Origin of the sequence: Devosia sp. Root635, assembly GCF_001427605.1 — a bacterium.
Classification (GTDB): Bacteria; Pseudomonadota; Alphaproteobacteria; order Rhizobiales; family Devosiaceae; genus Devosia.
Window position 1 is genome coordinate 18,532 of sequence record NZ_LMGZ01000006.1, and the last position, 26,145, is coordinate 44,676.

Annotated in this window: 24 protein-coding genes and 1 tRNA gene; 16 read left to right on the top strand and 9 right to left on the bottom strand. The window is 63.9% G+C overall.

Features of this window, described 5'->3' with window-relative positions; genetic code table 11:
- Nucleotides 1-6: 6 nt before the first annotated feature.
- Nucleotides 7-603: an NAD(P)H-dependent oxidoreductase gene (locus ASD80_RS04295; RefSeq protein ID WP_056229478.1), complete on the bottom strand. Its 597-nt coding sequence runs from the start codon at nt 601-603 to the stop codon at nt 7-9.
- A 115-nt stretch (nt 604-718) separates the two neighbouring features.
- Here ASD80_RS04295 and ASD80_RS04300 point away from each other — a divergent pair, with 115 nt between their 5' ends.
- From ASD80_RS04300 to ASD80_RS04310, 3 genes are read left to right on the top strand one after another with little or no spacing between them, the layout of a single operon-like run.
- Complete coding sequence (locus ASD80_RS04300) at nt 719-1,564, top strand: N-formylglutamate amidohydrolase (protein ID WP_056229480.1); 846 nt, start codon at nt 719-721, stop codon at nt 1,562-1,564.
- Nucleotides 1,561-3,414 carry a flavohemoglobin expression-modulating QEGLA motif protein gene (locus ASD80_RS04305; protein ID WP_056229482.1) on the top strand — a complete coding sequence of 618 codons (1,854 nt, stop codon included), beginning with the start codon at nt 1,561-1,563 and terminating at the stop codon, nt 3,412-3,414. Before ASD80_RS04300 ends, ASD80_RS04305 begins: the two co-directional genes overlap by 4 nt.
- A 12-nt stretch (nt 3,415-3,426) precedes the next feature.
- A complete protein-coding gene (locus tag ASD80_RS04310) occupies nt 3,427-4,473 on the top strand; it encodes a glutathione synthetase (protein WP_056229485.1) in 1,047 nt (348 codons plus the stop codon).
- A gap of 276 nt (nt 4,474-4,749) precedes the next feature.
- Here ASD80_RS04310 and ASD80_RS04315 read toward each other — a convergent pair whose 3' ends face one another.
- Together ASD80_RS04315 and ASD80_RS04325 are read right to left on the bottom strand one after the other, a co-directional pair.
- Nucleotides 4,750-6,639 carry a bifunctional sugar phosphate isomerase/epimerase/4-hydroxyphenylpyruvate dioxygenase family protein gene (locus tag ASD80_RS04315; RefSeq protein ID WP_056229488.1) on the bottom strand — a complete coding sequence of 630 codons (1,890 nt, stop codon included), beginning with the start codon at nt 6,637-6,639 and terminating at the stop codon, nt 4,750-4,752.
- A gap of 600 nt (nt 6,640-7,239) precedes the next feature.
- Entirely contained in the window at nt 7,240-7,926 is a 687-nt protein-coding gene (locus ASD80_RS04325; protein WP_056229494.1) for a TetR/AcrR family transcriptional regulator, read from the bottom strand.
- 151 nt (nt 7,927-8,077) lie between these two features.
- Here ASD80_RS04325 and ASD80_RS04330 point away from each other — a divergent pair, with 151 nt between their 5' ends.
- Complete coding sequence (locus tag ASD80_RS04330; RefSeq protein WP_320410339.1) at nt 8,078-8,992, top strand: shikimate dehydrogenase; 915 nt, start codon at nt 8,078-8,080, stop codon at nt 8,990-8,992.
- Nucleotides 8,993-9,000: 8 nt separating this feature from the next.
- On the opposite strand, the gene ASD80_RS04335 is transcribed toward ASD80_RS04330, so the two are convergent.
- Nucleotides 9,001-9,672, bottom strand: a complete 672-nt coding sequence (locus tag ASD80_RS04335; RefSeq protein ID WP_056229497.1) for a GntR family transcriptional regulator — start codon at nt 9,670-9,672, stop codon at nt 9,001-9,003.
- 249 nt (nt 9,673-9,921) lie between these two features.
- Here ASD80_RS04335 and ASD80_RS04340 point away from each other — a divergent pair, with 249 nt between their 5' ends.
- The 6 genes from ASD80_RS04340 to ASD80_RS04365 all read left to right on the top strand — a co-directional run bounded on the left by ASD80_RS04340 (nt 9,922) and on the right by ASD80_RS04365 (nt 14,463).
- Nucleotides 9,922-10,902: a sialic acid TRAP transporter substrate-binding protein SiaP gene (locus tag ASD80_RS04340; RefSeq protein WP_056229500.1), complete on the top strand. Its 981-nt coding sequence runs from the start codon at nt 9,922-9,924 to the stop codon at nt 10,900-10,902.
- Nucleotides 10,903-10,978: 76 nt separating this feature from the next.
- Entirely contained in the window at nt 10,979-11,497 is a 519-nt protein-coding gene (locus tag ASD80_RS04345) for a TRAP transporter small permease (protein ID WP_056229503.1), read from the top strand.
- Nucleotides 11,494-12,804 carry a TRAP transporter large permease gene (locus tag ASD80_RS04350; RefSeq protein WP_056229505.1) on the top strand — a complete coding sequence of 437 codons (1,311 nt, stop codon included), beginning with the start codon at nt 11,494-11,496 and terminating at the stop codon, nt 12,802-12,804. The genes ASD80_RS04345 and ASD80_RS04350 overlap by 4 nt, the downstream gene beginning before the upstream one ends.
- Entirely contained in the window at nt 12,801-13,238 is a 438-nt protein-coding gene (locus ASD80_RS04355) for a type II 3-dehydroquinate dehydratase (RefSeq protein ID WP_056229508.1), read from the top strand. Before ASD80_RS04350 ends, ASD80_RS04355 begins: the two co-directional genes overlap by 4 nt.
- Before the next feature lie 109 nt (nt 13,239-13,347).
- Nucleotides 13,348-13,424: transfer RNA gene (locus ASD80_RS04360), tRNA-Pro, on the top strand.
- Between the two features lie 67 nt (nt 13,425-13,491).
- Complete coding sequence (locus ASD80_RS04365) at nt 13,492-14,463, top strand: phosphotransferase enzyme family protein (RefSeq protein WP_056229511.1); 972 nt, start codon at nt 13,492-13,494, stop codon at nt 14,461-14,463.
- A gap of 4 nt (nt 14,464-14,467) precedes the next feature.
- On the opposite strand, the gene ASD80_RS04370 is transcribed toward ASD80_RS04365, so the two are convergent.
- The 4 genes from ASD80_RS04370 to ASD80_RS04385 all read right to left on the bottom strand — a co-directional run bounded on the left by ASD80_RS04370 (nt 14,468) and on the right by ASD80_RS04385 (nt 19,039).
- Entirely contained in the window at nt 14,468-15,751 is a 1,284-nt protein-coding gene (locus tag ASD80_RS04370) for an O-antigen ligase family protein (protein ID WP_156460324.1), read from the bottom strand.
- The gene (locus ASD80_RS04375) at nt 15,748-17,271 is read right to left on the bottom strand and encodes an undecaprenyl-phosphate glucose phosphotransferase (protein ID WP_056229516.1); all 1,524 of its coding nucleotides are present in this window, start codon (nt 17,269-17,271) and stop codon (nt 15,748-15,750) included. The genes ASD80_RS04370 and ASD80_RS04375 overlap by 4 nt, the downstream gene beginning before the upstream one ends.
- 72 nt (nt 17,272-17,343) lie before the next feature.
- Entirely contained in the window at nt 17,344-18,474 is a 1,131-nt protein-coding gene (locus ASD80_RS04380) for a glycosyltransferase family 4 protein (RefSeq protein WP_056229519.1), read from the bottom strand.
- Between the two features lie 13 nt (nt 18,475-18,487).
- Complete coding sequence (locus ASD80_RS04385) at nt 18,488-19,039, bottom strand: polysaccharide biosynthesis/export family protein (RefSeq protein WP_056229520.1); 552 nt, start codon at nt 19,037-19,039, stop codon at nt 18,488-18,490.
- 152 nt (nt 19,040-19,191) lie between these two features.
- On the opposite strand from ASD80_RS04385, the gene ASD80_RS04390 reads away from it, so the two are divergent.
- Complete coding sequence (locus ASD80_RS04390) at nt 19,192-21,528, top strand: GumC family protein (protein WP_162247312.1); 2,337 nt, start codon at nt 19,192-19,194, stop codon at nt 21,526-21,528.
- Nucleotides 21,529-21,540: 12 nt separating this feature from the next.
- Nucleotides 21,541-22,581, top strand: a complete 1,041-nt coding sequence (locus tag ASD80_RS04395) for a polysaccharide deacetylase family protein (protein ID WP_082555046.1) — start codon at nt 21,541-21,543, stop codon at nt 22,579-22,581.
- 132 nt (nt 22,582-22,713) lie between these two features.
- Here the strand turns inward: ASD80_RS04395 and ASD80_RS04400 are convergent, their stop codons facing one another.
- A complete protein-coding gene (locus ASD80_RS04400; RefSeq protein WP_162247313.1) occupies nt 22,714-22,920 on the bottom strand; it encodes a DUF2842 domain-containing protein in 207 nt (68 codons plus the stop codon).
- A gap of 78 nt (nt 22,921-22,998) precedes the next feature.
- Between ASD80_RS04400 and ASD80_RS04405 the strand changes: the two genes are divergently transcribed.
- From ASD80_RS04405 to ASD80_RS04420, 4 genes are all read left to right on the top strand, one after another.
- Nucleotides 22,999-24,078: a COX15/CtaA family protein gene (locus tag ASD80_RS04405; protein ID WP_056229531.1), complete on the top strand. Its 1,080-nt coding sequence runs from the start codon at nt 22,999-23,001 to the stop codon at nt 24,076-24,078.
- 150 nt (nt 24,079-24,228) lie between these two features.
- Nucleotides 24,229-24,693, top strand: coding sequence for a 50S ribosomal protein L13 (gene rplM, locus ASD80_RS04410; RefSeq protein WP_056229535.1), 465 nt, complete (start codon nt 24,229-24,231; stop codon nt 24,691-24,693).
- A gap of 1 nt (nt 24,694) precedes the next feature.
- Nucleotides 24,695-25,177, top strand: coding sequence for a 30S ribosomal protein S9 (rpsI, locus tag ASD80_RS04415; protein ID WP_056229536.1), 483 nt, complete (start codon nt 24,695-24,697; stop codon nt 25,175-25,177).
- A gap of 205 nt (nt 25,178-25,382) precedes the next feature.
- Nucleotides 25,383-26,018 (top strand): SdpI family protein, encoded by a 636-nt coding sequence (locus tag ASD80_RS04420; RefSeq protein ID WP_056229539.1) that lies wholly within the window; start codon nt 25,383-25,385, stop codon nt 26,016-26,018.
- Nucleotides 26,019-26,145: the final 127 nt, after the last annotated feature.

A 26,145-nucleotide genomic window follows, 5' to 3' on the forward strand; every position in this document is an offset into this window, starting at 1 on the left:
ACGCGCCTAAAACTGACGCATCGTCCGCCGGACCCTGTCGACAAACCCCCCAAGACGTTCGGGCGTACAATTGTTGACGTCATAGAGCGCCATGAATTTCGGTGGCAGGCGCGTGCCGAAGGTGACCCAGGCCCAGCGGCGAGCCAGCCGGCGCGGTGGATCGCCCATGATCATGGTGCGCCAGCGGCTACCACCATAGGTGGTGACGAAGGCGACCTTGCGGATCCTGTGGAGGTTGGACACCACCCGGCCGCGATCGCCGCCGCCATCGAGCGTGAACGATACGCCGGGCAGGAAGATGCGGTCGAAATAGCCCTTGAGGATGGCCGGATAGCCGTAATTCCACACCGGATGCACGAAGACCAGCGCCTCGGCGGCCAGCAGGCGCTCTACATAGGGCCGGACCAGCGGCGTCACGTTGTCAGGCACGTCGTGATAGTTGAGCCGTTCCGCGCGGCTGAGCACGGCATCGAACCCGGCATCATAGAGGCTGAGCGCATCGACCGCGTGCCCGGCCTCGGTCAGGGCCGCGACGACGGTATGAAACAGCGCGCGATTGAGGCTGCTCTCGACCGGATGGGCATGGATGACATGGACGCGCATGGTCTCGTGTCTAAGCGCGGATGGCCCAGACATCAATCCACCCTGTCGGAACTGCAACGGGCAATGGCCGTTACTGTGAGGTCGCCCGCTTGCCGGGCTCCAAACAAAGCGTCCTATGCCCGATATTGCCTCTCACAGTCTCCCGACCGCGGCCGATCTCGCTGCGCCTGTCGCCGGCAACGCCCTCTGGTCGGTCGAGCGGGCGGCGTCGCCGCTCATCGGCACCGCCATCCACAACGGCCATGCGCTGCGCGACGAGGTCGCCGCCGTCATGGGCCTCGACGCGGCCGGGCGCCTGCGCGAGGAAGACCCGTTCACCGCCTATGCCATAAGCGATGTGCCCAACCGCATCGTCTTCCACCGCTCGCGCTTCGAGATCGACCTCAACCGCGGGGCCGAAGGTGCGGTCTATCTGCGACCCGACCAGGCCTGGGGTCTCGACGTCTGGGCCAAACGACCGGCCGATGACCTGGTCCGCCGCTCGCTCGACGTGCACGCGGCCTACTACGCCATGCTGGGCCAGACGCTGACCGCCATCGCCGCCGAGCATGGCCGCTTCGTGCTGCTCGACATCCACAGCTACAATCATCGCCGCGCCGGCCCCGACGCCGGTCCGACCCCGGAAGCCGAGGCCCCGCAGATCAATATCGGTACCATTTCCATGGACCGCGCCCGCTGGGCTCATGTCGTCGATCCCTTCATGGACAGCCTGCGCGGCTTCTCCTTCCGCGGCCGCCCGATGGATGTGCGCGAAAATATCGCCTTCGAGGGCAGGGGCGAGCAGACCCGCTTCGTCCACGCCAATTTCCCCGACAGCGGCTGCGCCATCGCCATCGAGTTCAAGAAATTCTTCATGGACGAATGGACAGGTGCGCCCGATCCCGAAGCCCTGGCCGCCATGCGCGCCATGCTCGCGGCCTCGCTGCCGGTGCTACTGGACAGTCTCAGGGCCTCGACATGACGGCGGCCGACGACAAGCTGCTGGCCGAATTCGCCAAGGCGCTGGAGGCCGGCGAGCCCATCCGGCGCGATTTCGGCCGCGGCGAGCGCCTGCATATCGACCGGCCGCTGCCCTTCCTCGTCGTACATGTCCGCCGTCGCCGCGAGCCGGCCGCGCTCGATGTCGTCACCGCCAATTCGTCCTATCTGCTGGTCCGCAATCTCGGCACTGCCACTGATATCATCAAGCTGGTCGCCGAGGCGATGACCGCGCGGTTCGGCGCCTTCATCCTGCTCGATATCGGCGAATTGGCGCGAGACCGCCTGGCCAGTGACGCCGATTACCTCCCGCCGTTCGAAATGAGCGTGTCGGCCTCGGGCAACGGCCCCACCAAACAGGCGCTGCTCGCCTTTTCGGCTGCCGTCGAGCAGGTCGAAACGAAATATCGTGCCCCCCAGATCGCCCGGCCGAAAACCGCCGACGATCCGGCGGCGAAGCTGGCCCGCCAACTGCCCGGTCTGGCGGCGTTGACCGTGCGCTTCGCCCCCATCTACCGGATGCCGGAATCGGATGCGGTCTACCCTGAGCTGCTCGAGCGGCTGGTCGCCAATATCGTCGATGCCGGCCTGCGCGCGGTCGCCCGCTTTACCGACCTCACCGGTAGCCTGGCGCTCTCGTCCCACCGCGCGCTCGGGCGCCGGGCCTTTGTCGATGCGGTGACCCGCGCCGACCGCGCTATCGACGAGGTCGCCCAGTCCTTCGATTTCCTGCTGGCCGTAACGCCGATCAATGCCTTGGCGGCCCGCGCCGAATTCGCCGAGAACGGCAGTGAACGCGCACCGCGTTTTCTCTACCGCCCGCTCACCATCGATATATCCAGGCAGAAAAAGGCACTGTTTTCCGTCGCGCTGGACCATTTCGAAGACCCGGTGCTGACCACGCTTTATCGCGAAAAACAGCAGGAGCTCGACCTGCAACTCTCCCTGCTGTCGGCTCGCGAGACCCCGCGTTATGTCGAATTCGGCCGCGCCCTCTATGGTCCGGTCGAGCCCAGCCTGCTCAAGGCCGCCCGGAAAATCCTCGACGAAACCAAACCCCGCCGCGGCAGGCGCAAGGGTGATGGCGAAGATGCCGATGTCGCCTTCGTGGAACGCCGCGCCCGCGCGATGATCAAGACCTATGCCGGTGACTATGACGGCTTTTCCGCCAGCGTCGAACTGCGTGACGACCTGCCTTCCGGTCTGATGGTATCAGGCGGACGACTGCTGATATCGAGCAATACCACCATGGCCCGCCAACGCGTCGAGGCGCTGCTGAGCCACGAAGTCGGCGTGCATCTGCTGACCTATTTCAACGGCTCGGCCCAGGGCCTGCGCCTCTTCCGCTCGGGTCTCGCCGGCTATGAAGGCGTGCAGGAAGGCTTGGCCGTGCTGGCCGAATACCTCGTCGGCGGCATGACCATTGCCCGGCTGCGGCTCATCGCGGCGCGGGTCGTTGCCTGCGCCGACATGCTCGATGGCGCCACCTTCGTCGATTGCTATCGCCTTCTGGTGCGCGACCTCGGCTTTTCCGATTCTGCGGCCTTCAACCTGGCCTTGCGCGTCTATCGCGGCGGCGGCCTGCCCAAGGACGCTGTCTATCTGCGGGGTCTGCTCGAAGTGCTCGCCCATCTTCGGGCCGGTGGTTCGCTCGATCCATTCTGGATGGGCAAGATCGCGGCCAGCCATTTCGGCGTCATGCAGGAATTGGGCACCCGCGGCCTGCTCAAGGCACCGCGCCTGCTGCCCCAGTTTCTGTCCCACCCCGAGGCCGATAAACGGCTCAAGGCAGCTTATGCCGGCATCACCCCAATAGAAATGTCGGCCAACTAGGAGCGTCACCCCATGCGCATTGCGTTTTTTGTCAATTCCATCAAAGGCGAAACGGTCAATTACTCGACCACCCACCTGGCGCTGGCCGCGCTCAGCCGGGGCCACGATATCTGCTACCTGACCCCCGGTGATTTTGTGCTGCGGCCGGACGACAGCCTGCTGGTGCGGGCGCTGACCCTGCCGGCGAGCAACTACAAGAAGGCCGAAACCCTGTTCAAGGACCTGCAGGGCAAGGAGACCAAGGTGGAAACGCTCGACGTTTCCGAGATCGACATCCTGCTGCTGCGCAATGACCCGTCCGAAGATTCGGCCGACCGGCCCTGGGCCGCCCAGGTCGGGGCGATTTTCGGGCGCCTGGCGGCCGCGCGCGGGGTCATCGTACTCAATGACCCCGATGGCCTCGCCCGGGCGCAGAACAAGCTCTATTTCCAGGATTTTCCGGCCTCGGTGCGCCCCGAGACCTTGATCGCGAAAAGCCTCGATGAAATCCGCGGCTTCATCGAACAGCAGAAAAAGGGCGTGATCCTGAAACCCCTGCAGGGCTCGGGCGGCAAGAACGTGTTCAAGATCGCCTCGCCCAAGGAATCCAACATCAAGCAGATTTTCGAGGCGGTGAGCGAGGAGGGCTACCTGATCGCCCAGAGCTTCATGCCCGAGGCATCCGAAGGCGACGTACGCTTCTTCCTGATGAACGGGGTGCCCTTGCAGCGCGAGGGCAAATTCGCCGCCTTCCGACGCGCGCCCGCCAAGGGCGAAATCCGCTCCAACATCCATGCCGGCGGCAGCGCCGTGGCCATCGAGGTCACCGACACCATGTTGACCATAGCCGAAACCGTGCGCCCCAAACTGGTGCAGGACGGCATGTTCCTCGTCGGCCTCGATATCGTCGGCGACAAGCTGCTGGAGATCAACGTCTTCACCCCCGGCGGGCTCAACAATCTCAGCCAGATGTACGAGGTCGATTTCCCCATGAGCGTGGTGGAGGCCCTGGAACGGAAGGTTGAAATCAAGAAGGGTTATCGCGGCACGTTGAGCAACCGCGAACTAGCGACGCTGTAGGGCAGGGCAAGAGCGTCCCCACTGGTGGGTAAGTGTTCACTTCGGACGCAACAGTAGCGCTGCGCTATCGGCTCCTGCCCACCCTCCCCCTTGAGGGGAGGGTAGCGGCGCCTGGCCCGTAGGGCCGTGGCAAAGCTGGGGAGGGGGTAATCCTGTAGGTCACTGAAGGACCCCCTCCCAAGCTACGCTAGGGCCTGCTGGCCCAGCTTCGCTACCCTCCCCTCAAGGGGGAGGGTGGGCAGGAGCCGATAGAAGCTGCCGACAATTGACCCGCTATTACCGCGGCATTGTAGCAGGCGGCAGGCTGCGCTTCTGCGCGGCGATGCGGAAGGGCGCATTGGCAGCGCCGTAGCCGCCGTAGTCGCCCGCCCGCTGCACCACTTCGAAGAAAAAGCCCTCACCCACATTGGTCGAGTAAAGCTGGAAGAATTCCCCGCCGGCGTCGCGGTCATAAAGGATGTTACCCGCCCGCAGCCGCTCGATCAGGTCGGAATCGAGGCCGAGCCGTGCCTGCAGGTCGCTGTAATAATTCGGCGAAATCTCCAGCGTCTTCATGCCATTGTTCCGCAAGGCATCGGCGGTAGCGAAAATATCGTCGCTGGCAAAGGCCAGATGCTGGATGCTTGAGCCGAAGGTTTCGGCAATGAAATGCCCCGCCAGCGTGCGGTGGCTCTCCGCGCCATTGAGCGTCAGTCGCAGCGATCCCGCCGCATTCTCGATCACCTGGCTGCGCACCAGCCCCGAGGGATCGACCACATCCACCATGGGGCTCTTCTCGGCCACGAAGATGGACCGGTAGAACAGGATCCAGGTCAGCATCTCCTCGTAATTCATCGTCTGCGCCACATGATCGACGCGCCGCAATCCGGCATCGCGGCTCGGCTCGGGATCGCTCACCGGTTCGAACTCGATATCCCAGACACGGCCCAGCGGGCTTCTCTCATCGAGGAAATAGATCACTCCGCCGCCAATGCCGCGAATGGCCGGAATGCTGAGTTGGTCCGGCCCGACTCGCTGGCTGAACAACTGCGCCCCCAGGGCCCGCGCGCGATCGACAGTGGCCGCAGCATCATCCACCATCAGCCCCAGTGCATAGGCCGACGTGCCATGTGTGAGATAGGCCGAATGCGCCAGCCCCTCGCGTTCGGTATTGATGACGATATTGATCTCGCCCTGCGTAAACCGCTCCACCGCCTTGCTCTTGTGCCGCCCGGTCAGCCGAAAGCCGAGCCGGCGCAGATGGCCCGCCAGTGCCTGTGCTTCGGCCTCGTCGGCCGCGAATTCCACAAAGGCCACGCCCTGCACATCGACGCGCGGCGGCAGCACGGGCACATCGATGGCAATGTCGGGCTCGCTGTTGCGCACCTGGTCCATCAGATAGACCAGCGAGCGATGGCCATCCGCCGCAATGGTGCGCGGCGAGCCGGAGCGGAACTGGTCGTTGAAGATTTCCAGCGAAATCGGACCATTATAGCCGGTAGCCGCCACCGCCCGCATGAAGTCGGTGACGTCGAGGTCACCCTCACCCGGCATATTGCGGAAATGGCGGCTCCAATAGAGCAGGTCCATATCGATGCGGGGCGCATCGGCCAGTTGCACGATGAAGATCTTGTCGCCGGGAATGGCGCGGATCGAATTGGGATCGATTCCCCGCGCCAGCGTGTGAAAACTGTCGACAATGATGCCGATATTGGCGTGATCCGCCCGCCGCACGATCTCCCAGGCGTCCCGGTGGTCATTGACATGCCGGCCCCAGGCCAGCGCCTCATAGCCGACGCGGAGGTTGCGCCTGGCGGCCCGCTCACCCAGTTCCCGCAGGTCGGCGGCCGCCCGGTCAATCCCGCCCAGCGCCAGCGGCGACACGCTGGAACAGACCAGCATAAGCTCGGTCCCCAATTCCCCCATCAGGTCGAACTTGCGCTCCGCACGCTCGAAGGCCTGGCTGCGCTGTGGCTCCGGCAGCCCCTCGAAATCGCGGAATGGCTGGAACAGGGTAATGGTCAGCCCAAGATCGGCCACCATCTCCGCCACGTCGCGCGGCGAGCGGTCATAGGCCAGAAAGTCGTTCTCGAAAATCTCGACGCCATCGAAGCCCGCCGCCGCAATGGCTTCCAGCTTCTCTCGCAGATCGCCGCTGATCGACACGGTGGCTATCGAGGTTTTCAAGGCGAGTCCTCCTGTTCGCACAAAGAGTACGAACTAGTTAGTACATTTGCAAGGAGGAGGTCGGCGTGTGGATGCTGCGGGGTAAAGGTACCGAGAGACCTTGGTAATCGTTGCTGACACACCGCCAGAAGGTGATGATGCTCTCGTTGAACAACGTTCTGCCATTTCAATCAGAGGATTACTATGTGGATACTATCCAGCGGCAGTAAGGTCACATCGGACGCCATAAAAGAGTTCAACACTCAATCCGCGCGGACGACAGCAATCGTTGGAGCTGCAATTGTCGAAGACTGTTTGGGGCGTTTAGTTGGGCTTCGGTTCCCGGTTGAGGGAGAAGTTACTTCGAGCACCCTGAAATTGCTCCCATGTGCAACGCGCTCTTGCTCATAGAAAAGCATCTGTTCCAGACGGGTACTCCCGAGGCAAGCATCCCCGAAGAGGTTTCGAGTATGACGTGGATAGAAAATCTAGATGAGGAACTAGCCTCGCCGCGTCGGCGCTACTTCCTGAGTATCATGGTTTTACACGGCATCAATATGCACGTTCCGCACCCAGAGAACGACAAACCGCCGCTACCACGTCCCCTAATTTAGGCCGCGCCTACACCCCGCCCAGCTTCTCAGCCTTCACCACAAACCGCAGCACCATCTCCACGGTCTGCCGCCGCAGTGATTCCTGGTACGCGGCGCTCCCCACATCCTTGCCGAAAATCTTCGAAAACGTGGCCCGGTTGGACACGTTGAAGAAGCACAGCGCGCTGATCTGCCAGTGAATTTCCAGCGGGTCGAGCCCGGCGCGGAACACGCCATCGGCGAGGCCCTTGGCATAGATCGCCTCGATACTGCCGATGGCCGTAACGTTGAGGTCGCGGATCACCCCGCTGCGTTCGAGAAATTCGCCATGGTGGATATTCTCGATCATCACCATGCGGATGAATTCCTCATGCTGGTGATGGTGGTCGAAGGTGAATTCCACCAGGCGTTTCAGCGCATCCAGCGGCGGCAGGCCTTCGATATCGAGCTTGGCTTCGCCTTCGCGCACCTGGCGATAGGCGTTTTCGAGGGCGCTGACATAGAGCCCTTCCTTGCTGCCGAAATAATAATAGATCATCCGCTTGGACGAGCGCGTCTTGGCAGCGATTTCGTCGATCCGCGCGCCGGACAGCCCATTGAGCGCGAATTCCTGCGCCGCCACTTCGATGATGTTCTGTTTCGTGCCCTCAGGGTCCTGGACGCGCGAAGCTCCGTCCCGGGATTTGGTGCGGGATGTCGAAACTGGAGTACTCATGCCGTCGTCGCCTTCCTCGGCGGCAATTGACTAAACTAACCAGTTCGTACATTTTGCCGCAAATCGCCTTGCAGCATTTATCGGGTGCCGCGAGGGAAAGACAAGGCCGCCGCCGCTTTTCCAGCAGCAGGCGGCGCCAGGGAGACCCGCCTTGCCCATCGCCAGCAGCCAGTCCGCGCAGCCGCTTCGCGTCTCGGTCCTGCACAATCGCTTACCCCACGCCGATGGCATCACCATCGGGCTGGTGGGCCGGGGTATCGGCGCGTCGCTCTCGCCGCTGATGCACGAGCAGGAAGGGGCGCGACAGAGCCTCGACTACCGCTATCACCTGATCGATTTCGATCGCCTGGACCTCGACGATTCCCATTTGCCTCTGATACTCGCCGAGGCCCGCGACCTCGGCTTTGCGGGCCTCAACATCACCTATCCGTTCAAGCAGGCAATATTGCCGCTGCTTGAGGATCTCGCGCCGGATGCTGCCGCAATCGGCGCCGTCAACACCGTGGTCTTCGGCGACAGGCGCACCATTGGGCACAACACCGATTGCTGGGGCTTTGCCGAAAGCTTCCGGCGGGAATTGCCCGATGTGGCGCGGGGCAGGGTGCTGCAGATCGGTTCGGGCGGCGCCGGCGCTGCGGTGTCGCAGGCGCTGCTGCAATGCGGCGTGGAGCGGCTTGATATCTACGACACCGACGTCACCAGGGCAGAGGACACCGCAGCGCGGCTGCGACGCCTGCGCGGCGCCGATGTCCACGCGGTGGCCGATGTTGCCGCCGCTGCGATGGAGGCCGATGGCATCGTCAATGCCACCCCGGTCGGCATGGTCAGGCATCCCGGTCTACCTATCGCTGCGGCGCTGCTCGATAAACGGCACTGGGTAGCCGACGTGATTTATTTCCCGCTCGAAACCGAGCTGATTCGGCAGTCCCGCAGCCGCGGCTGCCGCGTGCTGCCCGGCGGCGGCATGGCGGTCTACCAGGCCGTGCGAGCGTTCGAGCTGTTCACCGGCCTGCAGCCCGATGCTCCCGCCATGGCCGCGACTTTTCGGGTCGCCGTGAAGGGATAGCCCCGGACCTAGATACGCCCCGTGCTCAGCACGTAATCCACCCCGCTCCGGATATGCCCCGTCAGTTTGTCGACGATCCCCCCGACATCGCGTCGCATGGCCAACTCGAACAGTGCCCGGTGGTCGTCCATCACCGCCGAGCCGCGGAAGCTGGCCGCCAGCATGTGGTAGCGGATGAAGCGGTCGAACACGGAGGCATGCAGGTCGAGCAGCGTGCGCGAGCCGCAGGCCGAGATCAGCGCATTGTGGAAGGCGAAGTCGTAGCGCACCCATTGGGCGGTGCGATCGATCTCGCCGGCCAGTAACTGCGCCTCGACCACCGACAGCTTGTGGTGTGCCGCCACGACGCGCCCTTCCCAGTCGAGATCGCCGGTCTGCAGCGACAGGCGGATGGCGTGGCTTTCCAGCAGCAGGCGCAGGTCAGCCACCTCGCGCAGATTGTCGGCCGTCGCGGGCGCTACCTCGAAGCCGCGCTGGCCCTCGGCTACCACCAGATGCTCGCTCGCCAGCCGGTTGAGGATTTCGCGCAGCGTGCTGACGCTGGCGCCATACTGGGTCTTGAGCGCGTCCAGCTTGAGTTTTATCCCCGGCTGCAAAATGCCCGCCACGATGTCATCCCGAATGTGCCGGAAGGCGATATCACCAACGCCTTCTTCCACGATCTGCTTGTCGTCCGCCACGCTGGCCTCCGTTGCTCAAGTCATTTAACCCGCGAAAGCGGCCAACGTCAAAGCAATAGAGAAATGTCATATAAAACAAAAAACACATGACAAATAGGAAATGCGCAGCTAATTTTCCATCGATCGGAAACGGCCATTGACTTGAACGAACTGTTTCGTACATTGTGCATCAGGACGGAAAACGACAGCGGCAGAGCTGTGCGTCCGGTGAGGAAGCCTGGATCACAGGCGACAATTGGGAGGATGACAATGCGTTTTGGATTTACGCGCCGCGCGGTGCTGCTCGGTAGCCTGATGCTGGCGGCTGCAATGCCCGCCATGGCTCAGGATAAGCCCGTGCTGCGGTTCTCGGCGGTGTTCTCGGCCGAAGATATCCGCGCCGAAATGATGGACCTGTTCGCCGGCCAGATCATCGAGGATTTCACTCTCGAACCCTACTACGGCGGCAACCTGTTCAAGCAGGGCACCGAGCTGGTGGCGCTGCAGCGCGGCAATCTTGAAATGGGCAATATCGCCCCGCAGGACGTCTCCAACCAGATTCCGGCCTGGTCGGTGCTGACTTCGGCCTATCTGTTCCGCGATGCGGCCCACCTGCGCACCTTCTTCGACAGCGACGTCGGCGCCGAGTTCAAGGCGATGGCCGAAGACCAGCTCGGCATCCACATTCTGGGGCCGACTTACTTCGGCGCCCGCCAGGTCGGCCTGCGCGGCGACAAGAAAATCATGACGCCCGCCGACATGGCCGGCATCAAGCTGCGCATGCCCGGCGGCGACGCCTGGCAGTTCCTGGGCGAGGCACTGGGCGCCAACCCCACGCCGATGGCCTATGCCGAGGTCTATACGGGCCTGCAGACGGGCGCCATCGACGGCCAGGACAATCCGCTCCCCAACGTCGAGAACATGAAGTTCTATGAAGTGATGGACCAGATCGTGCTGACCTCGCATCTGGTGGGCTATGACCTGCTGGTCATTTCGGGCGATGCCTGGAATGCGATGACACCTGAACAGCAGGAGAAGGTGCAGACCGCCGCGACGGCCGCTATCGACTTCAGCCAGCAGGCCCATCTCGACCGCGAAGCCGAGCTGCTGGAACAGTTCAAGACCGTCGGCCTCGACATCTACGAGCCGGACCTGGAAGCGTTCCGCAGCCATGCCCAGCAGATGTATCTGGACTCCGACCTGGCCAAGGACTGGCCGGAAGGCGTGATCGATCGCATCAACGCCCTCTAGACTGATCTTCGGGTGCGGCGGTACCGATACTCCGGTGCCGCCGCATCCGGCGAGACCTCCGCCTCGGAGACTGCTGATGAATTCCCGACTTGCCGGCCTCGGCGCGTGGTTGCATGCGCGCGCCGAAAACGTCCTCGCAGCCATGCTCGCCGTGATGTTCTCGGTGTTCATCCTGCAGATCGTCTTCCGCTACATCCTCAACTTTCCCATCGGCTGGACGCATGAAATCAGCGTCGTCATGTGGTTGTGGATGGTGCTGTTCGGCACCGCCTTCGTGGTGCGCGACAGCGAGGAAATCCGCTTCGACATCCTCTATTCGGCAGTCAGCGACCGCTGGCGGCGGGCCATGGTGGCGATCACCGCCATCACGCTCATCTTCTTCTTCGTCATCTCGCTGCCGGCGGTTATCGACTACGTGACGTTCATGAAGGTCGAGAAGACCGCCTATCTCAAGATCCGGTTCGACTGGCTCTATTCCATCTACGCCATCTTTGCGGTGGCAACGATCATCCGCCAGTTCTGGCTCGGCTGCCAGGCGATATGGGGCAGGGGTCCCGGCGCGTTCGATCCCACCAAGGCGAGCTCCGGCGTATGACCCTCTCTCTTGCTTTCACCCTCGCCCTCGGCCTGATCATCGTGCTGTCGGTGTTCGGCCTGCCCATGGGCCTCTCCATGATCTGCGCTTCTGTGCTCTACCTGCTGATGCGCGGGCAGGACATGGGGATCGTTGCCGAGCAGTTTCTCAACGGCATGTATTCCAACTACATCATGCTGGCCGTGCCGCTGTTCATCCTCGCCGCCGAGATCATGAATTCAGGCACCCTGTCCGAACGGTTGCTGAAGTGGTGCGACGCCGTGGTTGGCCGCTTCCGGGGCGGCCTGGCCCAGGTCAACATCCTGCAATCCATCGTCTTTGCCGGCATGTCCGGCTCGGCCATCGCCGATGCGGCCGGCTCGGGCAAGATGATGCAGCACATGATGACGCAGGATAACAAGTATACGCCCAGCTTCGCCGCCGCGCTGACCGCCGTCACCGCCGTGGTCGGGCCGATCATCCCGCCCTCCATTCCCATGGTGCTCTATGCGCTGGTCGCCGATGCCTCCATCGGCTACCTGTTCCTGGCTGGCGTTGTTCCGGGCCTGTTGATGGCTGGCGTCATGATGATCCAGGTGGCCGTCACCGCCCGCACGCGCAATTTCCCGGTCGAAAAGCCGGTGCCTTTGCGCCAGTTGCCCAAGATGACCTGGCAGGCGCTGCCGGTGCTCTTCATGCCGATCGTCTTGATGTATGGCATCTATGGCGGCATCACCACGCCGACCGAAGCGGCCGCCGTCGCCGCCTTCTACGCGCTGGTCGTCTCCATCGTGGTCTATCGCAGCGTCAACCTGCCCGACCTCTATGCGGCGCTGCTGACCAGCGCCAAGACCACCGCGTCCATCGGTATGCTGATCGCCGGCGCGCTGGTGTTCAACTACGTGGTCACCGTCGAGAACATCCCGCACAGCCTCAGCGCCGTCCTGCTCGCCTGGGATCTCAACCCGATCACCTTCCTGATCGCGGTCAACATCCTGCTGCTGATCCTGGGTTGCCTGCTCGAAGGTACCACCATCCTGCTGGTCATCGTGCCGGTGCTGATCCCCACCGCGCAGGCGCTGGGCATCGACATGGTGCATTTCGGCGTGGTCGTGGTGGTCAACATCATGCTCGGCCTGGTGACGCCGCCCTATGGCCTGCTGCTCTTCATCATGACGCGTATATCGGGCGCGCCGATGAAGGATATCGTCGCCGACGTCCTGCCCTTCCTGTTGGGCCTGATCGCGTCGCTGCTGCTCTTTACCTTCGTGCCCGACGTGGTGCTGTTTCTGCCCAGGATGTTCGGCTATGGCGGGGCTGGCCTATGAAACCGCTCTATGTCCTCAACGGCCCCAACCTCAACCGGCTCGGCAAGCGCGAGCCATCCATCTACGGCACCACGACGCTGGCGGAGGTGGAGCAGATTTGCCGCGCCGCCGCCGGCGACCGGCCCATCGCGTTCCACCAGACCAACAGCGAGGAAAAGCTGATCGACCTCGTCCACGAGGCCATCGACGAGGGCGCCGGGATCATCATAAACCCTGCCGCCTTCACCTTTACCTCGCTCGCCCTCCTCGATGCCCTCAAGATGTTCGAGGGCCCGGTGATCGAGTTCCACATCTCCAACATCCACCGGCGCGAGCCGATCTACCACCGCTCCTATGTCTCGATGCGCGCCGATGCCGTCATGGCCGGACTGGGCGCCGAAGGCTACGCCACGGCGGTTTCCGCCATTCTGACCATGCTGGCGCGCCGACCCTGATATGCAACGCCTGGGCCCGTCGCCGGAGGCCACAAAAGCGTAGTTTGTTCCCTTTTCTCTAAAATCGGGGTTGCACCAAAACCCCGGAATCTCTATCTGTCCGCGCAGTCGGGGCGTAGCGCAGCCTGGTAGCGCATTTGTCTGGGGGACAAAGGGTCGTCGGTTCAAATCCGGCCGCTCCGACCATTTTCACTCTTGTATTCGTTGCGTTGCGCCGGCATCGGCGCGGCGCTGCCAGTGTGGAGCCTTGCCGATGCCGCTGACGGCGCTTGAAGTCGAGCCCGCACTGTCAGCCTGGGCAGAGGTTGCAGGCGGCTCCGCCCGCCTTATCAACCATTCCGAGAACCAGACCTTCCAGCTCGATACACCGGGCCAGGGCAGCTTCACGCTCCGGGTGCATCGCGCCGGCTACCAGTCGCGGGGCTCTATCGAGAGCGAACTGGCCTGGCTGATGGCCCTGCGCCGCGATACCGCGCTCGCCATTCCCGAGCCGGTTCCTGGCCGCGACGGGCGCCTGTTGCAGCGCTTCGACAGCCCGCGCGGCGAGCGGATGGCCGTGCTGTTCCGCCATATTGCCGGCAGCGAGCCGCAGCCCGACAGCAATCTGGGCGAGCTGTTCGGCACGCTCGGCACCTATGCCGCTACCATGCACAACCATGCCACCACCTGGCAGCGTCCGCCCGGCTTCGAGCGGCAGGTCTGGCAGGCCGCGACCATTCTCGATTCCGACGGGCCCTGGGGCGACTGGCGCATGGCGCCGGGTGTCAACACCGACAACCGGCCCATTCTCGACCGGCTGGATTCAGCACTCTGGCTGCGCCTGGCCGCCTATGGTACCAGCCCCGACCGCTATGGGCTTGTCCATGCCGACATGCGGCTGGGCAATGTTCTGGTCGATGGCGACAACGTTACGCTGATCGATTTCGACGATTGCGGCTTCTGCTGGTTTACCTACGATTTCGCCGCAGCCATCTCCTTCCACGAGGCCAATCCGGCCGTTCCGGCGCTCAAGGCCGCGTGGCTGGAGGGCTACCAGTCGGTGCGCCGGCTCAGCGCCGATGACCTGGCGGCGATCGACGCCATGGTGATGCTGCGCCGCATGGCGCTGCTGGCCTGGATCGGCTCGCATGCCGAAACCAGCCTGGCCCGCCAGCACATGCAGGGCTTTGCCGATGGCACGGCGCAACTGGCCGAACGCTACCTGCGCGGCGCCCTCTGGCCGTAGACGGTCAGACCAGCATCTGCGCGCGGGGGGCACCGCGGCGGTCGTCATTGCCGATGGCGCTGGCTATCCCCCAGATCAGCCCGACCAGCAGGTACCAGTGGCGCCAGTGGTCGGAATCGATGATCGCCGACTCTCCCACCAGCATGGCGAAGGTCGCCACCAACGGGATCATCATGAGGCGGTAGGGGGAGGGGCGGGTGAGCGCCGCGATGCCGCGCCACAGGGTCAGGACGATCAGCAGGTAATAGAGCGCCCCGCCGCCCCAGCCATAGACATGCAGCACCGTGACATAGACATTGTGCGGCTCCTCGATGATGCGCAGGTTGTGGAACTCGCTCGGGCCAAGGCCCAGCGGATGATCGAGAGCCAGCTCGAACGCATAGCCCTGCCGGCCGAAGCGCCCGGTTTCCCCTGAATCGTAGTTCTGTCCGGCGGCGCGGGTCTCGAACAGGTCGGCCACCTGGGGGATGCTGAGCAGCCCCGCCAGCGCCACGACGAGCATTGCCGCGCCCACCAGCGACATGATCATGATGCGCACCTTGTCGCGTGCCGCCGCTTCCAGCCAGAAGCACAGCACCAGCACGATCAGCGACGACAGCGCGAAATGCCCCCATGCCGCGCGCGAAAAGCTGACGAATACCCCTACGAACAGCACCATGTAGATGATAGCGGCGACGACGGCCGTGCGCCCCGAAGCCAGCAATATGCGTTGCAGCGCATACATGGCCGGCAGCACCAGGAACGGACCGAAGACATTGGGGTCGTTGAACGCCGCCTTGGCCCGGCCGTAGCGCAGGAAGATATCGGCACCCGGCATGATGCCGAGATAGGCCAGCGTGCCCACCAGCGCCGAGATCACCGCGATGGCCGTATAGGCATTCATGACGATCCGCATCCGCCGCTCGGTGGCCTCCGCCACGTAATTGGCGACGAAATAGCTGGTCAGCAGCAGGAAGATGGTGACGATGGAAAAGATCAGCGCGTTGCCGATCGGGGTGTAGCGCACCTGGAAACAGGCGATTAGTGCGAAAGGAACGAAGGCGAGCAGCAGCGCCAGCAGCCCGAAGGTGGACCGGTAGAGCCCGAGGCCGGCCACAAAGGCCAGTGGCAGCACGATGAGAAAGGTCAACTCGTACGGGGAGGGCTCGAACAGCACCAGCCCGCCGGTGAAGATCCATACCCCCACCATCACGTCGAGCAGGCGCATGGCACGCAGGCGAATGACGGCAAGGCCGAGTCCTCTGGACCCGGCCCCTGCATGGCCATCAAGGGTTCCGGCTGCGCTCAATAGGCGTTCTCGTTCTTGGCGACGAGCGACACCGGCGTCATCACCACGATGTAGAGGTCGAACAGGATCGACCAGTGCTCGATGTAATAGAGGTCGTGGTTCACCCGCTGCATGATCTTGTCGATCGTGTCGGTTTCCCCGCGCCAGCCGTTAACCTGCGCCCAGCCCGTCATGCCCGGCTTCACCCGATGGCGCGCGAAATAGCCTTCCACGGCTTCGTAATAGAGCTTGTTCTCGGCCTTGGCCTGCAAGGCATGCGGGCGAGGGCCGACGATGGACAATTCGCCCTTGAGTACGTTGAACAGTTGCGGCAGCTCGTCGATGGAAGTCTTGCGGATGAACCTGCCGACGCGCGTCACCCGCGGGTCGCCCTTGGTCACCAGCTTGGCCGCCCCGGCATCGAGCATATCGGTCCGCATCGAGCGGAACTTGTAGATCTTGATCAGCTCATTGTTGAAGCCGTGCCGGTTCTGCATGAAGAACACCGGCCCCTTGCTCTCGAGCTTGACCGCGATGGCGGCGGCCACCATCACCGGCGACAGCAGGATCAGCGCCGTCAGTGCCACCAGCTTGTCGAACACCCACTTGAACACCAGGTTCCAGTCCGAAATCGGCCGGTCGGCCATGTCGAACACAGCGATGTCCCCGACATAGGAATAAGCCTTGTTGGTGAATTTGAGCTTGCTCATATGCGCCGACAGCCGAATGTCCACCGGCAGCACCCACAGCTGGGTCAGCATGTCGAGCACCCGCTTTTCGGCCGAGAGCGGCATCGACACCATCACCAGGTCGACCGGCGTCCGCCGGGCGAATTCGATGAGGTCGGCCACCTTGCCCAGCTTGGCATACCCGGCCACCATATCGGGCGACCGGTCGTCGATGCGGTCGTCGAACAGGCCCAGCAGCCGGATATCGTTGCTGGCGCCGGCCTCGATTTGCGCGATCAGCGTCTCGGCATCCTTGCCGCCGCCCACGATCACGGTGCGGCGGCGCAGCCGTCCCGCGGCCGTCCAGTTTTGTACCAGAGCGCGCAGGCCGATGCGGAAGGCAACCAGCAGCGCGGCGCCGCCGAGAAACCAGCTGATCAGCCAGACGCGGGAAAACACGTCTCCCGCCTTGAAGAAGAAAATGCCCACTGTCACCGCGGTCATCACCAGCGTCCAGCCGATCAGCACCCTGCCGGTTTGATTGAACACGGTGCGGTAGGCCGCGATGCGATGGGTGCGGGCCGAATTGAACAGCACATTGGCCAATAGGCATGCGGCCAGGATGACGGGAACGTAGAAGGCCGGCTGCCCCGGCTCGACGTAATATTGGTAGATCCCGTAGCCCAGCGCGGCCAGCAGCACGGCTTCGACCACCTGGGCCAGCCCCACCACCACCGCCCCCGAAATGCTGCGTTCCGCCGGCGCGGCAATAATGGCCTCCGCCTGGTCGGAAAGCCGTCGCCCCGACTCGTCTGCCACGCTCTGCCTGGATGCGTGCTCCAGCACGGCCTGCTTGGGATCAACTCGATACATGGGACGCTACCAGGACGAAAATCTCGCCGGTATTGTCGCCGCAAGGCGTTTAAACTCGATGAAGCCGAACCCTCAAGCTCGCGCCAATACTGCCCGATAAAGCGCCTCGATGCCGTCGGTCATGGTGGCCAGCGAAAAGCGGCTTTCGATATGGGCAAGGCGCGCCGCCATCTCCGCCTGTGCCTCTGCGGGGTCGTCGATGGCCCGCTGCATCGCCGCGCCGAGCGCTACGGCATCCCCCGCCGGGAGCAGGCTGGTGGAGGTCGGGCCGAAAATCTCGGGAATACCGCCGACGCTGGTGGAAATCACCGGCAGCCGGGCGGCCGCGGCTTCCAGCACCACATAGGGCAGGGACTCGGCCAGCGAGGGCACCACCGCCACCCGTCCCCTGGCAAAGGTCGGCCGCGCCGGCTGCGCGCCGAGCATGGTCACGCGTTGGCTCAGCCCCAACCGCACGACCTGGTCTTTCAGTTCCGCCCGGCTGGGCCCGTCGCCCGCCATGACCAGCGTGGCCGGCTTGCCATCGGCCCGCTTCACCCCGGCCAGCGCGTCGGCCAGGATGTGAATGCCCTTGAGGTCGCGCAATTCGCCCACGAACACGAAGTCCGCCGCGTCATCGGCCGGCGGCACCGGCACGAATTCCTCGGGCGCCAGGCCATTGTGGATGACTTCGGCGGGGCAGGTGGGCTCGCCGACCAGCGCCGAATAGGTCGCCTGCGCATAGGCGCTTTCGAAAATGATCGCGCCCGTCCGGGCCATCAGCCACCGCTCCAGCCGGTGAAACAGCCGCCCGGATGTCGAGGCCCTGGAAAAATGCAGCACCCCGCCATGCGGCGTATAGAGCGCCACGGCCTTGCCGCCCCCCAGCAGCGCCAGGCGCGCATAGAAGCCGCCCTTGGCGCCATGTCCGTGCATCACGTCGATATTGAGCCTGCGGGCCAGCCTACGGACGGCGAAGGGCGTCCTGAGATCGCCGCCACCCAGCACGCGCGGCATGGCGAAGCGATGAATGCCGAGGCTGGCATGAGCCAGCAGTTCGGCCAGCTTGCCTTCGGTCTGCGCGTCATTGGCAAGGCTGTCGACCACCAGGCCCACATCATGGCCATTGGCAGCCAGCGCGCGGGTCAGGTCCGCGACATGCCGGAACAGCCCCCCGACCGGCGCGCGCATGACCTGCAGGATGCGCAGCTTGCCCCCGGCCATCGATCTGCTCCTGCTAGAACCAGCGTTCGAGAATGACGATGGTATCGCCCGGATAGATGGGGAAGTCGAGGTCCACTGTGCCCTTGACCATCTGGTCGCCCTGCCGGCGATAGACCACGGCGCGGCCGCGGTCGGCGGTGTCGGAGAATCCGCCCGACGTGCTGATGGCCGCCCTGACGGTCATGCCGTAGACATATTGGAACTGCCCGGCATTCTTGATTTCGCCCTGGATGAAGAATGGCCGGTATTCCGCCACTTCCACGGCCACGTCGGGGTTGCGCATATAGCCGTTCGCCAGCGCTGCGGCGAGCCGTCCGGCAGCGACATTGGTGGTTGTGCCCCGCACCTGCACCGGCCCCACCAGCGGAAACGCGATCGCGCCGCTGTCGTCGATCCGGTATGTGTCACTCAATTCCGTGTCGCCATACACCGTGACCCGCACCGCATCCCCGGTATCGAGCTGATAGGGGCCCTTGGTCTCGACCAGGTATGTCGCCGGGCGCGTGGAGGCGCAGGCTGCCAGCGGCAGCATCAGCGCGATCGTGAGAATGGGCAGCCAGCGCATGAGAATCCCAGGCAATTAAGCTGCGCCAATGTCACGCCGTCGTGGTTAACAAAGTCCTTCCGCCAACACCGTATTCTTGCGATCTGCAAATGGGTTAACGGATTGATTACCACGTCGAGGCGATAAACCGGACCACAGGACGAGGGATGGCAATGGCGTTTGAGTCGCAGATGGCGCGCGACGCTCGGATCGATGTCAGCGCGGTTATTGGCGCTGTGGTGCAGCGGCTGTCGCGCGTGGCCATTGTCACGGCGGGCCTGCTGGCCGTGACATTCGTGATCGTCATGTTCATGCCGCGCCTCTATGAATCGTCGGCTTCCATTCTGGTCGAGCCGCGCAGCAACATCTATTTCCGCGCCTCCAACGAGCAGGTGCCCAGCGCTTCGGGCGGCGATGCCAGCGTGGTGTCCAGCCAGATCGAACTCATCAAGTCGCGCGACACGCTGCTGCCGGTCATCGACGGGCTCGACCTGCGCTCGGTGCCTGAATTCAACGGCGCCGGCGGTGGCGGCTTTTCGCCCTTCGCCATCGTCTCGCAACTGCTCGGCCGCCGGTCGACGCCGGTCAGCGTCGATGAGGTCGTGCTCAACAACCTCTATGATCGCCTGACGGTCATCCAGGAGCGCGATTCGCGCATCATTTCTGTGCTGGTGCGCTCCACCAGCCCGCAACTGGCCGCCGATATTGCCAATGCCGTCGCCAATGCGCATGTGGCGCGCCGCGCCGAACTGTCGCTGTCCGATACCGCCGAGGCGTCCGGCTGGCTGGCCGACGAGATTGCCAAGCTGCGCGTTTCGGTCACCGCCGCCGAGACTGCCGTCGCCAATTTCAAGGTCGATAACGACCTCTTCATCGGCTCCAACAATACCAGCCTGGCCGATCAGCAGCTCTCCACCATCGCTACGCAGATCAGCGCTGCGCAGGAACGCAAGAATACCGCTCTGTCCCGCGCTGCCCTTATTCGCGGCATGATCGAGCAGGGCCAGCCCATCGATGGCGTCGCAGATGTCCGTGAGTCGGTGGTCATCCAGCAGCTCAGCCAGGAAAAGGCGCGTCTGCAGGGCGAAAAGGCCCAGCGTTCCGCCACCCTGCTCAGCAATCACCCCACCATCCTGGCGCTCACCGCCCAGATCGCCGAGCTGAACAACCAGATCACCCTCGAAGGCCGCCGCGTCGCCAATGCGCTCGAAGCCGAAGCGCAGATCGAGGCCGATCTCGAAGTGTCTTTGCGGGCCGACCTGGCCAATGCCAAGTCCTCCGCCTCCACCGCAACCCAGGATACCGTTACCCTCGATGGTCTCGAGCGCGAAGCCAAGGCGCAGCGCGACCTGCTCGAAGGTTACCTGCAGCGCTACAGCGAAGCCGTGTCGCGCACCGAGTCCAATTCGGCCTTGCCCGATGTCCGCGTCGTCAGCGTCGCCGCGCCATCCGTGTCGCCCGCCTCGCCCAAGACCCAGCTCATCCTGCTGGCCGTCGGCATTGTCGCGCTGGCGACGCAACTCGGCATCATCATCTTCGGCGAACTGATGTCCGGCCGCGCCATCGTGCCCGTCCAGCAGCCCGAACGTCTCCAGGATGAACTGGACGAGGTTCCCTTCATCGAGGCCGAACTCGAACCCGAACAGCGCTGGGAAGATCCAGCCGAACCGTTCGCCGCTATGGCGCTACCCGCCGAAGCGGCATCCGAACCGGAACTTGAACCCGAGCCCGAAACGGAACTTGAAGCCGAAGCAGCGCCGGCCGTCGTGACCGAGGACATTGCTGAGCGTCCAGAGGCCGATGCGGCTTCGGCCCGCTCCAACGTCGAGCGCTTCATCCAGGCGCTGACCGATGCGACCTATGTCGGCCATCCGGTCCCGGAGCCGGCATTTGCGCCCGTGCCTCCAGCCACGCCACCAGCCGAGCCGGCCCCGCTGCCGGAGGCGCCATCCCCCGAGCTTCCGAGCCTGGTTGCCCTCGCCGACCTGTCCTCCGACCTCGTCCTGGGCCGCACGCACCTGCTGATCCTGGCCGCGCATCGCAACAATGCCGATTGCGCCGCTCTCGCCGAAGAGCTCGTGGCCGGCGCCCTGGCGCGTGGCCTCAGCGTGGCGCTGGTCGATGCTGGCAGCGTGCAGCCGGGCGACGAGCCGGGCCTGTCCGACCTCAGCCTCGATACCGCCAGCTTCGGCGACGTGGTGCAGAAATCCGCCGACAACAGCTTTGCCGAAGTGTCCTGGGGGCAGGGGCGCATCATCGATGCCAGTTCCACCAAGCCCCTGACCCTGATCGAGGCCCTGGGGGACATCTACGAAGTGGTGGTGCTGATGACCGGGCGCGTCGGCAAGGCGTCCACCCTGTCGATGTTCGATGACCTGGATGGACGGCTGGTGCTGGTTGCCGGCGATGACGACGATCTGGCCGCTGTCGCGGGGATGCGCGAACATCTGCTGGCTGCCGGCTTCGAGCGCTGCGAGGTCGCGGCCGCGCCCACCCGCGTTGCGGCCTGATCCGGAGACGTGATGTCAGCCAGATATGCGGCCATCCGCGCCATGTTCGAGGCTCTGTGGCTGTCGCGGCTGCCCGGCCTGGTGCGGGCGCTGTCGTCGTCGCGCGGGGTGATCTTCACCCTGCATCGCGTACTGCCCGAAGAACCCGCCGATTTCTCGCCCAATGCGATCCTGCAGGTGCGGCCGGACTTTCTCGACTATGTCATCGAGCGGGTCCGCGACCTCGATCTCGACATCGTCAGCCTCGACGAAGCCCTCGAACGCCTCGCCGCGCCAACTTCCGGCCGCCGCTTCGTGGTGCTGACCTTCGACGATGCCTACAAGGACAACCTGCGCCACGCTCTGCCCGTCCTGCGCCGGCACGACGTCCCGTTCACGCTCTACGTGCCCACGGCCCTGGTCGATGGCGTCGGCGAACTGTGGTGGCAGGCCATCGAGGACATCATTGCCCGCCAGCAGGCCATCGCCATGACCTCGGGCGGCCAGATCGACTATGTCGATACCAGCACCACGGCGCAGAAGAACGAGGCCTTCAACACGCTCTACTGGCAGATGCGCAGGATGCCGGAAGCCGACCGCGTTAAGCTGATGCGCAGCTTCGCCACCGCCTATGGCTACGATCTCGACAAGCAATGCCGCGACCTGATCATGGATTGGCAGGAATTGCGCCTGTTCGCCGGCGACCCGCTCTGCACTATCGGCGCCCACACCGTGCATCACTACGAGCTGGCCAAGCTGCCCGCCGAACAGGCGCGCAACGAAATGGCTCAGTCCGCCGATATTCTCCTGGCCCAGTTCGGCCAGCGCCCGGCGCATTTCTCCTACCCGCTTGGCGGCCCGCTCTCCGCCGGCCAGCGCGAATTCGACCTCGCCCGCGAACTCGGCTTCAAATCCGCCGTCACCACCCGCCCCGGCGGTCTCTACGCCCGCCATGCCAAGGTCCCACACGCTTTGCCGCGTATTTCCTTAAACGGATACTTCCAGTCCCGACGCTATGTCGATGTTTTCGCTACCGGAGCAATCTTCTCCGCTATGGGCAAATTGACTGGATAAAGTGCCACGCCCTCGTGGTTCGAGGGTCGCTGCGCTCCCGCCTCACCATGAGGGCTACTGCTGGCGCGGTGTTCCAGTAGCCCTCATGGTGAGGTGCGCTTCTTCAGCGCCTCGAACCACGAGGGCGTGCCCCTAAGCGTCCGGCTTCGCCATCCACCTGATGATCCACATCGCCGGGTACAGCCACCCCATGCCCGCCACGATGAAATAGGGCATCAGGATCCAGATCGGCAGGCCGGGCGGAAACGCCAGGTAGACCGAGGTAAAGATCGACAGCCACGCCACGATGGAGCCGAGGATCAGCAGGATTCCGAGTGCTTTGCGGTTACGCTGGGTCATGTGCGGCATCGCGCCTATTGCAGGGAGGTCTCGCCGGGCATACCACTCCCGCGCATCCACCGACACCGGGAAACCGCCGTGAAAACAGTCCAAAATGCCGCACTGAGCCAGACCACCATTGCCGGCGACCGCCTGCGTCCGGTGCGTATCTGGCTCTATGCTATCGCGCTCATGGTGCTGTGCATGGTCATGGTCGGTGGCATGACGCGGCTGACCGGTTCGGGCCTCTCCATCACCACCTGGCGCCCGATTTCCGGCATCATTCCGCCCCTCAACGAAGCCGACTGGCTGGCCGAATTCGCCGGCTACAAGCTGATCCCGCAATATGACGTCTACAATCACTGGATGACCCTGGAGGACTTCAAGGGCATTTTCTGGTGGGAGTGGATGCACCGATTCCTCGGCCGCATGATCGGCTTCGCCTTCGCCATTCCCTTCGTGGTCTTTCTGCTGCAAAAGCGCCTGACCCGCGACATGGCCGTGCCGCTGGCCTGCCTGTTCCTGCTCGGCGGCTTCCAGGGCTTTCTGGGCTGGTGGATGGTCTCTTCGGGCCTGACCGAACTGACCTCAGTGTCGCAATACCGCCTCGCCACGCACCTCACCGCCGCCCTGTTGCTGCTGCTGGCCCTGGTCTGGGTTGCCCGCCGCATGCGGCCGCAACCCACCGAGGGCACAGTCACCCGCTTCAACGTGGTCTCCATCGCCCTGTTGCTCGTGCTTCTGGTGATCCAGATCGCCGCCGGCGGCTTCGTGGCCGGCATCGACGCCGGCATGGGCTACAACACCTGGCCGCTGATGGAAGGCAAATTCATCCCCGATGGCCTGGGCGCCTACGAACCGGGCTGGCGCGCCATGTTCGAGCATGGCCTGACCGTGCAGTTCAACCACCGCATGCTGGCCTATTTCATTACGGCCGTGATCGCCGTCCTGCTGTTCCTGCAGGCCCGCAGGGCAGGGCTGGGCGGTGTGCATCGCTGGCTGGTCCTCATCGCTATCCTGGTGCTGGGGCAGGTGGGGCTGGGCATCGCCACGCTGCTCTCCATGGTGCAGATCGACCTGGCCGTCAGCCACCAGGGCCTGGCCTTCATCCTCGCTTCCAGCGTCTGCGCCTATCTCGCCGACCTCACCAAGACACATTCACTGGGCACGGCGCGGTAATATAATACCGCATCCGTAAGCCATTGAAATACAACGTTCTTTTAAAGGTGCTTGACCCATATCGAATCCTGCTCTAGTGGAGCGGCCGAACGGGCTGCTTTCCTCCTTGGATGAAGGCTTCAAGCCCCAGGAAATCTAGGGAATTCTAGCATGAGCACTTACTCGGCAAAACCGAGCGAGATTGAAAAGAAGTGGATACTGATCGACGCCGATGGCCTCGTGGTGGGCCGCGTCGCTTCGATCATCGCTTCGCGTCTGCGCGGCAAGCACAAGCCGACCTTCACCCCGCACATGGACATGGGCGACAACATCGTTGTCATCAATGCCGACAAGGTGAAGCTCACCGGCCGTAAGCTGGACCAGCACAAGTTCTACTGGCACACCGGCTTCCCCGGCGGCATCAAGGACCGGTCTGCCCGTCAGATCCTGGAGGGCCGTTTCCCCGAGCGCGTGCTCGAGAACGCCGTCCGCCGCATGATGCCGGGCGGCCCGCTGACCCGCGCCCAGCTCAAGAACCTCCGCGTCTACTCGGGCGCCGAGCATCCCCACGAAGCGCAGAACCCGGCCAAGCTGGACGTCGCTGCGATGAACTCCAAGAATGCGCGGGTGAAGTAATATGGCCGAAACCATCAACTCCCTCGAAGACCTGGGCACCACCACCGTCGCTCCGGCCGTCAACACCGCTCCGGTGCACGAGCAGAAGCTCGACGCCCAGGGCCGTGCCTATGCTACCGGCAAGCGCAAGAACGCCGTCGCCCGCGTCTGGATCAAGCCGGGCAAGGGCAAGGTCGTCGTCAACGGTCGTGAATTCGCCACCTACTTCGCGCGCCCCGTTCTGCAGCTCATCGTCAAGCAGCCGATCGTCGCCACCGAGCGCACCGACCAGTATGACGTCGTCGTTACCGTCGCTGGTGGTGGCCTGTCCGGTCAGGCCGGTGCCGTGCGTCACGGCATCTCCAAGGCTCTGAACTATTTCGAGCCGGCCCTGCGCCCCATCCTCAAGAAGGGCGGCTTCCTGACCCGCGACAGCCGCGTCGTCGAACGCAAGAAGTACGGCAAGGCCAAGGCCCGTCGTTCGTTCCAGTTCTCCAAGCGCTAAGCTTCGGATCGATTTGCAAAGGGCCGGGAAACCGGCCCTTTTCTGTTCTGATCGCGCCAAGCCGCCGGCCGTCACCCTCGGGCACTTGCGGAGCGCTCAGTAAGTACAGTGCCCTCGGGTCAGGCCCGAGGGTGACGATCCAGTTATGCGTGGTCTTCCAACGAGCGATCGCCGCCTATAAGTGGCCAGCTTCCGGATGCGTCCCATGCAGACCCTCGTCACCCGTTTCCATCTCCTGCTGCTGACGGTCACGCTGGCCATATCAGGCGTAGGGGCCCTCCGCATTCCGGATGACTTCATCTATCTCGCCCACTGGTCCGGCAATACCGCCGACTGGCTCTGGCCGCGCGAAACCATCTTCGTCGCGCCTGTCGCCCAGCTCCTGCTCATGGCCACCTTCTTCCTGCTCGGGCGCCTGCTGACCAAAAACCACTACGCCAAGTCCCAGCACATCCTCGATCCGGCTTTGACCGCGCTGATGAGCGTGGTGGCCGCAACCCAGCTCGGCCTGCTGCTGGCGGGCATAGGCTCCGATCTCGATTTCATCCGCGTCACCGCCTTTGCCCTTGGCGTGGTGCTGGTCGTGCTCGGCATCATCCTCTTCGAGGCCGAGCGGCACACCTATGCCGGCTTGCGGATGCCCTGGCCTCTGCGCTCCGACCGCGCCTGGCGCATAGTCCATCGCGTCACGGGCCTGGCCTATGGCCTGGCCGGCCTTGCCCTGCTGGCGCTGGCCTGGTTCGATACCGGGCTCGCCACGCGCGTCCTGGGCTTCGCCGCAGCGCTGCTGTTGCCCGCTCTCGTCGCCGGACTCGCCACGCTGCTTTTCGACCGAAGCTGACCGATCCGCATAGCCATTGCCGCGAATGGCTTCGCCTCGGCAGGAATTTTTCCGGCCCGGCGCGGAATCGAAAAGCCTTGCGCAGCAAATTATCGTTCAAACGAGTAGAATCGTGCTTAATTTCGAG